This is a genomic window from Frankia sp. AgKG'84/4, assembly GCF_023242965.2.
Classification (GTDB): domain Bacteria; phylum Actinomycetota; class Actinomycetes; order Frankiales; family Frankiaceae; genus Frankia.
Window position 1 is genome coordinate 1 of record NZ_JALKFU020000266.1, and the last position, 7,025, is coordinate 7,025.

Genomic DNA, 7,025 nt, shown 5'->3' on the forward strand with positions numbered 1-7,025 from the left:
CCGCGGACCGGGTCCGACGCATCGCGCCCGGCCGCGACGTCCGCGCCGCCGCCGGGGCCTCGCTCATCCACTGCCACCGGTCCGACTCTGCTCCTCGCCGCGCGCCGACCCCGCGCCGGATGGCACCCGTGGTGTCCGTCGGCGCGTTCGTGCTGCGGCGAAGCGGCCGACAATGGGCGGACGGCGGCTGCCTGGTGCACGTGGCGGAGACATCGACCCGGGATTCGGGGTGATCATGCGGGGGATCGGTCCCCGCGCCGCCGCGGCCGGCTCTCCCGTGACCTGTCGGACCCGTCCGGCACGATGGGGTCATGCGGGATGCGGGGATGGCCCTGTTCGACACGGCGCTCGGCCGCTGCGGTGTCGCCTGGAGTGACGCCGGGCTGGTGGCCGTCGCGCTGCCCACCACCAGCGACGCGGCAACCCGCGCCCTGCTGCGGCGGTACCTCGCGACCCGCGCGCACGCCGCTGCGCCGGTGGCCATGGCCGTCGGCGCCGGACGCGGCGCGACCGGGTCGACGGACGGTGGCGAGGGCCCACCGGCCGACCTGCTCCCGGCCGACCTACTCCCGGCCGATGTGGTCCCGGCCGATGTGGTCCCGAACGATGTGGTCCCGAACGATGTGGCGGCGGCGATCAGCAGGATGGTCGGGCTGCTCGACGGCGTGCCGGACGACCTGGCCGACGTACGCGTCGACCTGAGCGGCACGCCCGAGTTCCACCAGCGGGTCTACAAGGTCACCCGCGCGATCCCGCCCGGTGGCACGCTCACCTACGGCGAGGTCGCAGACCGGCTCGGGATGCCGGGTGCGGCACAGGCGGTCGGGCAGGCACTCGGCCGCAACCCGATGCCGATCGTTGTGCCATGCCACCGGGTGCTGGCCGCGGGCGGCGCGATGCACGGGTTCTCCGCCCCCGGCGGCGTCGAGACGAAGCGCCGCATGCTCGTGATCGAGGGCGCGGTCGCACCCCCGCCGCCGACCCTGTTCTGACGCCGACCCTGTTCTGACACCGACCCTGTACTGACGCCGACCCTGTACTGACGACAGGGCCGTGATCGGTGCGTGCGCGGGTGGCGCGGATCAGCCTCGCCCGCTGGGGCCCGCGCCCGGCGACACGGCATCGCGGATCGGTCGCCAGACGGCCCGCTCCGCCCACCGGGTCGGCACCACGAACAGCACGAAGAACGTCGCCGCGACGGCCCGGCCGACGGGACGCGCGACCGTCCGCCAGCACCACGCCACCGGCACCGCGATCACCACCCGCAGCACCGCACCGACAGCCCGCCCAGCCGGCGCGACGATCATCCGCCAGCACCACGCCACCGGCACCACGACCACCACCCGCAGCGCGACACCAATGGCCCGCGCGACCCGGACCATCGCCCACCAGCACGCCGCCGCGACGGCCGCGAGCGCCCGCCCGCAGACCCGCGCCACCACCGCGAGCGTGTGCCACACCGGAACCAGCAGCACCCGGTTCAGCCACCGCAGCGGCACCCGGACCAGCCGGTAGAGCAGGAACGCGAGCACGCGGCCCACCGGCGCGAACACCCACCGCCACAGCCAGTCATCGACCGCCTGGACGATCTTCCAGGCCAAGTTCAGCGCGGGCAGGACGATCCGCCGCCAGCACCAGGCGATCGCGCGCCCGAACGGGACGAGCAGCCAGTCGCGCAACGCCCGCAGCACCGGCAACGCGAACCAGTCCCACAACAGCAACCGCAGCCCACGCTTGACCAGTTGGACAAGCTCGTGAAGCAGCCAGAACGGAAGAATAACCACGAAGGCGACCGCCCGGGCCGGCCAGACCACCAGGTAACGCACCGGCCAGGGCGCCACCGGCCCCGATCGCTCCGGCGGGTCGGCCGGGATGACGCCACCGCCCCCGACACCCGCAGCCGCTTCCCCGGCCGGCCCGGCCTGCGGCCACGGCGACTGTGACTGCGGCTGCGGCTGCGGCTGCGGCTGCGGCTGCGGCTGCCCGGAGGCCCGCACCGCATCCACCACGAATCCACCCCTGTCGGCCCATACGTTCAACGCTCGACCGAATGCCTGGTCGCGAGGAATATGTGAGCACGGCTGGCGCAGCCGGCGCTGACGCCCTCGCGACAGTTGCGGTGTCCACCTGCCGACACTCGCTCGCCGTCAGCAAAAGCAGCGAAGTCCTCTGGGAGACGACCGCGGCGACCGCCCCCGGCATGTCCGGCGGGTCCGATCAGGTTCCGATCGCGGCCTCCGGCGTGCCGTCCGCTCCGGGCCGGACGAGGCCCGACTCGTAGGCGACGACCGTCAGCTGCACCCGGTCGCGGACGTCGAGCTTGGTCAGCAGGTGGCTCACGTGCGTCTTGGTGGTGGCCAGGCTGATGTGCAGCCGGCGCGAGATCTCGGCGTTGGACAGGCCGCGGGCGACCGCTACGAGCAGCTCCCGCTCGCGGGCGGTGAGCCGCGCCACCGGCTCCCGGTGCCGGTCGGAGGGGACCGGCTGCGCGGCGAAGTGGCCGATCAGCCGCCGGGTGATCCGCGGGGCCAGCAGCGCCTCCCCCGCCGCGACGACCCGGACGGCGCCCAGCAGATCGACCGCCGTGACGTCCTTGAGCAGGAAGCCGCTCGCCCCGGCGCGCAACGCGTCGTGCACGTGGCTGTCCAGGTCGAACGTGGTGAGGATGACGACCCGGGTGGCCGTGGTGAGCGGGTCGGCGACGATCCGGCGGGTGGCGCTGACCCCGTCGAGGTTCGGCATCCGGATGTCCATCAGCAGCACGTCGGGGCGGGTCCGCCGCGCCAGCGCGATCGCCTCCAGCCCGTCGCCGGCCTCTCCGACGACCTCGATGTCCGGCGCCGAGCCCAGCAGCGCCACGAAGCCGCTGCGCACCAGCTCCTGGTCCTCGGCCACCGCGACCCTGATCACCGCGGCGCCGCCCTCGGGACCGCCGCTCACGACGGCGAGCCACCATCGGGGATGCGGGCCCGCACCTGGAAGCCACCGGCGGGCCGGGGCCCGGCGGCCAGGGTGCCGCCGAACAGCGCGGCGCGTTCCCGCATCCCGGGCAGTCCGTGTCCCTCGCGGGGCGCGGTGGCGACCGGGAATCGACCGTCATCGGTCACCGTCAGCTCCAGCGCGTCGGGGTGGTAGGCGACGATGACGTCGGCGCTCGCCTCGCCGGCGTGCTTGAGGACGTTCGTCAGGGCCTCCTGGACGATCCGGAACCCGCAGGCCTGCGCCGCCGGTGACAACACCCGCTCCGCCCCCTCGATGCGCAGCCGCACCGGGACACCGGCGTCACGGATCCGGGCGACCAGCGGTTCGATGTCGGCCAGGCTCCGCGCCGGCGCGACGGACACTGCGGACGAGCCGGGTGGAGCCCCGTCGATGGGTACCTCCTCGTCGACGCGGCCCTCCTCGTCCCGCAACACCGGCAGCAGCCGGCGCAGCTCGTCGAGCGCCTCGCGGGCACTGTCGCTGATGATGCCGAGCGAGCTACGCGCCGCGGCCGGATCGGTGCCGGCGAGGTGGTGCCCCACGGTCGCCTGCACGGCGATGACGCTGACCGTATGGGAGAGGATGTCGTGCAGTTCGCGGGCTATCCGCAGGCGTTCGCTGGAGACCATGCGCGCGGCGCGCCCGGCCGCGGAGCGAGCGCGCTCCTCGGCCGCCTCCGCGCGGGCCAGCAGAACCTCGCGGCGGGTGCGAAGCAGCCGACCGGCCGCCCAAGAGGCGATGAGCAGGCCAAAGGTCCAGCCGACGTTGTCCCTACCGAGGCCGGGCGGGTGGCTGAGCACGGCGACGGTGAACCCGACGGCGGCTATCGCGAGCCCGGCCGGCGCGGCCGGCGGATCACGGTGGTAGGCCAGCGACAGCAGCAGCGCGCACACGATGAACGGCTGCGCGTCGGTCACGTCGTAGCCGGCGACGGTCGCGCCGACGACGCAGGCCGTCGCGGCGCTGAGCGCGCCCAGCGGCTGGGCCCGGCGCCAGGCCAGCGCCATCCCCACGAGGACCGTCAGGGCGACCGCGACCGCGTCCGGCCGGGAGAATCCCGTCTCCCGCCACGACACGTGGACGACCGCCCACACCAGCAGCGGTGTCAGGACGACCGCTACCGCGAGGTCGGTCAGGGGCGGACGCAGGGCCGGCCGGGTCCACCCCGCGATGGTCGTGGCGCTCACGGGCCGAGGGTATGCCGCCGCCCCGGTCGTCGACATCCCTCCAGAGGATGACGCGGAGGCGCCCGACATCCGCCCGAGGGATGCCGGGCGGGGGGTACCACCGCCCGATGCGCCGATCCGCCCGTGGACCTGATTATTCAGGGCATCGGTCGACCGCGGCCGACCCGAGCCAGGAGAGATTCATGGTCAGCGCGCTGCCATCCGCCCCGTACGCCTCCGGCCCGCCCCGCCAGGGCAGCGCGCCGCTCCTCTCGCCGCCCGTCCTCACACCGCCGCCGACGGCCGCCGCTCCCGCCCCCTCGGCGCCGTCGATACCCGGCGCCCGCCCCCTGGCCACCCGCCAGGTGGCGACCTATCTCACGATGGTCTTCGGCGCCGAGCTCGGCATCGGGCTGGCCTTCCTCAGCAGCTCGAGCCAGCTCGCGCCGCTGCTGTCCATCCTGGTACCGGTGCTGGCGGTGGTCGGCACGACCTTCACCGTCACTCCTCGTGGCCAGCGTCGCACGTTGTGGGCGGGGGTTGGCCTGCGCCGGGCCGGGCTGCGGTATTGGCCCGTGGCGATCGCCGTCCCGGTGCTCATCGTCGCCGCGCCGTATCTGATCGCCCAGGCCTTCGGGCTGGTGTGGTTCCACGGCCTGAGCACCACGCTGCCCGACATCGTGTTCGGCACCGTCGTGTTCACCGCTGTCATCCTGGGCGAGGAGATCGGCTGGCGCGGATTCCTGCTCCCGAAGCTGCGTGAGCTGACGTCGCGCCGCCGCGCGGCGCTGGTCACCGGCTTCCTGCACGGCCTGTTCCACCTGCCGCTGATTCTTCTGACCACGTCGTACGACTCGGTCGGCAGCCGCTGGGCCGTGGCACCGACCGTGGTCGTGACCGTCACCGCCGCCGGGGTGTTCTACGCCTGGCTGCGCGAGCGTAGCGCCAGCATCTGGCCGGTCGCGATCGCCCACAACGCCGTCAACACGGTGATCGACGCGGCGACGACGGCCGCCGTCACCGCGTCCCCGCTGGCGCTCAGCTACGTCGCCGGTGAGTCCGGCCTCGTCACCATGGCAGCCGTGATCGCGGTCGCGGCGGCCCTGCTGGGCACGGACGTCAGCCGGTCAGGGCGGACAGGTCGGCCTGACCGGTGTTGAGGGCGGCGGTCATGCCACCGTCAACGGTGATGTTGACGCCGCTGAGGTAGGCCGAAGCCTCGGAGCCGAGGAAGGCCAGAATGTGGGCGACCTCCGCGGGCGTGGCCGGCCGGCCGTTGCCCTGGCTGACGGCCCAGTCCAGCACCTTCTCCGTCATGGTGGCCTTGAAGTCGGCGAGCAGCGGCGTGGTGATGGGGCCCGGGCAGGCGCTGTTGATCCGCAGCCCGGCCTGGGCCAGCGACCGCGCGGCGAACATCGTGTAGAACTGCACGGCCTCCTTGGACAGCGCGTACGGGTCGCCGATCAGCGCCGGGCGGGCCTCCAGCCACGCCAGCGCCTTGTCCCAGTCGTCGACGCCCATGAGCTCCAGCAGCTCGTCGCGGTGCGCCGGCCAGCCGCCGCCGGCCGTCGACGCGGTGACGGTGACAGCCGACCCGGCCGGCATCCGCGGCGTCAGCAGCTCGGTGAGCAGCCGGGCCGAGAGGTAGTTCACGCTCAGCACGATCCGGGCCGGCTGGGTGCCGGCGACACCGGCGTTCACGAACAGCGAGTGTACCGGCCCCTCGACGGCACCGGCCGCCGCCCGCACGCCGGCCGCCGAGGACAGATCCGCCTCGATGTACTGGTGGACCGCGGCTGCCGGCCGGTTCCGGTCGATCGCGGTGATGTGCGTGGCGCCGAGCTCGGCGAGCAGCTCGACGAGCGCGGCGCCGACCCCCGACGCCGCCCCGGTCACCACGACCCGCTTTCCCTGGTAGCTGAACGGGTTCAGTTCGGTCATCAGGTCCTCCATCAGGTCCCGGGATCGAGTACCCGGTATGTTCCACGCCACCTCTCGGTCTACTCGACGGGGCCGCCCGGCGCCACCCGCGCCCACATTCGCCTGTTCCCGCCGGTGCCTGCGCGGGGTGACGAACGACGACGCGGCCGTCCGGATGAACCAGGCGTGGCACCGCGTACAACATGGTCCCGATCACCATCCCTGGCGCTCCCTCCAGCGACCGCTGGTACGCCTAGCCCCCGGCGGCCGACCCCGCGCCGTCCTGGCGCTCGCTCCCCGCACGGAGGGCAGCGGACGGCGCCGCCCGGGAGCCACCGCCTGCCTGGTAGGCCACATGGTCGCATCGGTGGGTCCAGGCCGTCCTAGCGTCACCTGGGTGACCCCGCCCGAGCCGCCGCCGCTGCTGCCCGGCTCCGCCGAGCTTCGGCGGCTGCAGGTCGCCATCGTCGCGGCGGGGCTCGCCGCGTTCGCGATGCTGTACTCGACGCAGGCGTCGTTGCCGCAGATCGCGCGGACCTTCGGCGTCGACGCGACGCGCGCGAGCCTGACTGTGTCGGTGACGACCGGTGCGCTCGCCCTCTCGGTGCTGCCGATGTCCGCGCTGGCCGAGCGAGTCGGCCGGGTACCGGTGATGATCGTCGGGCTGGTGACGGGCTGCGTCTGCGTGGGGGTCGGCGCCGCCGCGCCGAACCTGCCGCTGCTGTTGGTGGCGCGCGGCGCGGCCGGGGTCGCGCTGTCCTCGGTGGTCGCGGTGGCCATGGGGCACGTCGGCGACCAGGTGCGTGCCGACGTCGCGGCGCCGGCGATCGGCATGTACGTGTCCGCGACGTCGCTCGGCGGGCTGCTCGGCCGGCTGGTCCCGGCCGGGCTGGACGCGCACGGCGGCTGGCGGATGTCCGTGGCCGCGGTGGCCGTCCTCGGCGCCGTGTGCACGGG

8 protein-coding genes are annotated in these 7,025 nt (G+C 74.1%); 4 read left to right on the forward strand and 4 right to left on the reverse strand.

Annotated features, from left to right (window positions below; translation table 11 throughout):
- A partial coding sequence (locus MXD58_RS16400; protein ID WP_250609501.1) for a hypothetical protein occupies nucleotides 1-233 on the forward strand: 233 nt, incomplete at its 5' end.
- Nucleotides 234-326: 93 nt separating this feature from the next.
- Entirely contained in the window at nucleotides 327-992 is a 666-nt protein-coding gene (locus tag MXD58_RS16405; protein WP_250609502.1) for a methylated-DNA--[protein]-cysteine S-methyltransferase, read from the forward strand.
- Between the two features lie 90 nt (nucleotides 993-1,082).
- Here the strand turns inward: MXD58_RS16405 and MXD58_RS16410 are convergent, their stop codons facing one another.
- The 3 genes from MXD58_RS16410 to MXD58_RS30730 all read right to left on the reverse strand — a co-directional run bounded on the left by MXD58_RS16410 (nucleotide 1,083) and on the right by MXD58_RS30730 (nucleotide 4,169).
- The gene (locus MXD58_RS16410) at nucleotides 1,083-1,841 is read right to left on the reverse strand and encodes a hypothetical protein (RefSeq protein ID WP_250609503.1); all 759 of its coding nucleotides are present in this window, start codon (nucleotides 1,839-1,841) and stop codon (nucleotides 1,083-1,085) included.
- 376 nt (nucleotides 1,842-2,217) lie between these two features.
- Nucleotides 2,218-2,940 carry a response regulator gene (locus tag MXD58_RS16415; RefSeq protein WP_248836368.1) on the reverse strand — a complete coding sequence of 241 codons (723 nt, stop codon included), beginning with the start codon at nucleotides 2,938-2,940 and terminating at the stop codon, nucleotides 2,218-2,220.
- Nucleotides 2,937-4,169: a sensor histidine kinase gene (locus MXD58_RS30730; protein ID WP_248836367.1), complete on the reverse strand. Its 1,233-nt coding sequence runs from the start codon at nucleotides 4,167-4,169 to the stop codon at nucleotides 2,937-2,939. Before MXD58_RS30730 ends, MXD58_RS16415 begins: the two co-directional genes overlap by 4 nt.
- Before the next feature lie 182 nt (nucleotides 4,170-4,351).
- Between MXD58_RS30730 and MXD58_RS16425 the strand changes: the two genes are divergently transcribed.
- On the forward strand, nucleotides 4,352-5,308 hold the full coding sequence (locus MXD58_RS16425) for a CPBP family intramembrane glutamic endopeptidase (protein WP_248836366.1): 957 nt from the start codon (nucleotides 4,352-4,354) through the stop codon (nucleotides 5,306-5,308).
- Here MXD58_RS16425 and MXD58_RS16430 read toward each other — a convergent pair.
- Nucleotides 5,268-6,089 carry a coniferyl-alcohol dehydrogenase gene (locus tag MXD58_RS16430; protein WP_248836365.1) on the reverse strand — a complete coding sequence of 274 codons (822 nt, stop codon included), beginning with the start codon at nucleotides 6,087-6,089 and terminating at the stop codon, nucleotides 5,268-5,270. The genes MXD58_RS16425 and MXD58_RS16430 overlap by 41 nt on opposite strands.
- A gap of 376 nt (nucleotides 6,090-6,465) precedes the next feature.
- Here MXD58_RS16430 and MXD58_RS16435 point away from each other — a divergent pair.
- Nucleotides 6,466-7,025 (forward strand): MFS transporter (locus tag MXD58_RS16435; protein WP_250609505.1); only part of this gene is annotated, 560 nt, incomplete at its 3' end.